The organism is Streptomyces sp. SID14436 (genome assembly GCF_010548465.1).
GTDB lineage: Bacteria > Actinomycetota > Actinomycetes > Streptomycetales > Streptomycetaceae > Streptomyces.
Genome location: NZ_JAAGMD010000609.1, coordinates 1 through 2,253, shown reverse-complemented (window position 1 = coordinate 2,253; position 2,253 = coordinate 1). Strand labels below are relative to the sequence as shown.

General features: G+C 75.6%; 1 protein-coding gene. It reads left to right on the top strand.

What is annotated here, in order from left to right; all coding sequences use genetic code 11:
- On the top strand, positions 1–2,253 hold a 2,253-nt coding region (locus tag G3I53_RS21590; RefSeq protein ID WP_164438679.1), incomplete at both ends, for an amino acid adenylation domain-containing protein.

Below are 2,253 nucleotides of genomic sequence, written 5' to 3'. Positions count from 1 at the left end.
GCCCGTCGCCGGCTGCGCGGCACCCTGCCGGGCTGGGACACGGTGGTGGCCGCCGCGGCGGACCACGGCTGCACACCGGACGGGCTGCTGCTCGCGGCCTACGCGCGCGCCCTGTCCCCCGGTCTGGGCGACGTGTTCGCGGTGCCGGTGGTGCGCTGGCCGGACGGCACGGATGCCGCCCGCCCGGCCGAACTGACCGCGCTGAGCTGGGTGTCGGTGACGGCCGAGGCGTGTCCGCTGCTGGATCTGGCGCGCCGCTACGACGCGGTGCTGGCCGAGGACCGGGCCGCCGACGCACGGCGGGGACTGACCGCACTGCGCCGTTCCCGCCGCACCGGCCCGGCCCTGCCCGTCGTCTACACCAGCCTCTTCGACCTGGACGCATACCCGCTGCCCGACGGTGTCACGGCTGCGGACTGGGTGACCAGCACACCCGGGGTGGCGCTGGACTGCGTGGCGGTGCAGGAGGGCGGTGTCCTGGAGTACGCCTGGGACGCGCTGCCGGACGCGCTGCCCCCCGACTGGCTGGAGGACGCCTTCGACCGGTTCGCCGCCGACCTGGCGGGCCTGTCCGCCCTGGCCCGCACCCCGGCCGACGATCCCGGTCTGCCCCCGGCGCGGTGGAACGACACGGCCCGGCCCTTCCCCGCCGACCTGCCCGTGCAGCTCCTCGTCGAGGACCAGGCCAGGATCCGGCCGGCCGAGGTGGCGCTGCGCTGGTCCGGCGGTGCCCTGTCCTTCGCCGAACTGGAGCTGCGCGCCAACCGGCTGGCGTGGACGCTGCGCGACGCGGGCGTGGGCCGCGGCGACGTGGTCGGGGTCTCGCTGCGGCGCGGCCCGGACATGGTCGTCGCGGTCCTCGGCATCCTGAAGGCCGGGGGCGCCTATCTGCCGGTGCTGCCGTCCCTGCCCCGCGACCGCGCGGCGGTCATGCTCGACGACGCGGCGGCCGGCTGTCTGGTCGCCGACGCCTCCTGCGGCTGGGCGGCGACGATGCCCGGCGTACGGCAGGTCGGTCTCGACGCGGTGCTGTCCCGTCCGCACCCGCGGGAGGCCACGGCGCCCGAACCGGTGAACGACGTCGACGACCTGGCGTACGTGATCTTCACCTCGGGCAGCACGGGACGGCCCAAGGGGGTGGGGGTCACCCACCGGCCCATGCTGAACCTGTTCGAGTGGGCCCGGCGCACCTTCGGCTTCGGCCCCGGCGACCTCGGCCTGTGTGTCACCTCGCTCGGCTTCGACCTGTCCGTCTTCGACATCTTCGGCCTGCTCGGCCTGGGTGCCGGACTGTACATCGCCGACGAGGAGGAGCAGCGGGATCCGCGACTGCTGCTGCGGGTGCTGCGGACCGAGCCGGTCACCTTCTGGAACTCGGCGCCCACCACCCTGGCGCATCTGGCCCCGGAGTTCGGCGGCCCGGCCGACCTGCCGGGCGGGGACTCGCTGCGCCTGGTGTTCCTCAGCGGCGACTACACCCCGCTGTGGCTGCCCGGCCGGATGCGGGAGGCGTTCCCGGACGCCACCCTGGTCAGTCTCGGCGGGGCGACCGAGGCGACGGTGTGGTCCAACTACTTCGTCGTGGACCGGGTGGACCCGGCGTGGCGCAGCATCCCCTACGGCCGCCCCATCGACAACAGCCGCTACTACGTCCTGGACGAGCGGCGCCGCCCGGTGCCGGTCGGCACGGAGGGCGACCTGTACATCGCCGGCGACTGTCTGGCCGCCGGGTACTACCGGCAGCCGGAGCTGACCGCGGAGCGGTTCGTCACCGGTGACTTCCCCGGGCTGCCCGGGCCGCCCGAGACCCGCCTGTACGCCACCGGCGACCGCGCCCGCCACGGCCCCGACGGGCTGCTGCACTTCCTCGGCCGCCGGGACGGGCAGGTCAAGCTGCGCGGTTATCGGGTGGAACTCCCGGAGATCGAGCACCGGTTGCGCGGGCATCCCGGGGTCGCCGACGCGGTGGTGCTGCTGCGGAAGGGGTCGGGCGGGGAGGACCGGCTGGTGGCGTACGTGCTGCCGGACGGTGAGCCGCCCGCCGTCGAGGACGTGCGGGCCCATGTGGCGGCGGCGCTGCCCGACTACATGGTGCCGGGCGTGGTGGGCTTCGTGACGGAGTGGCCGGCCACGGCCAACGGCAAGCTGGACCGGGACGCGCTGCCGTGGCCGGTGCACGGGCCGGGCGCCGCGCCGGCCCCGGCGCCTTCCGCCGCACCGGTGGCCGAGCCGGTGGCTGCTCCGGTCGCCGCG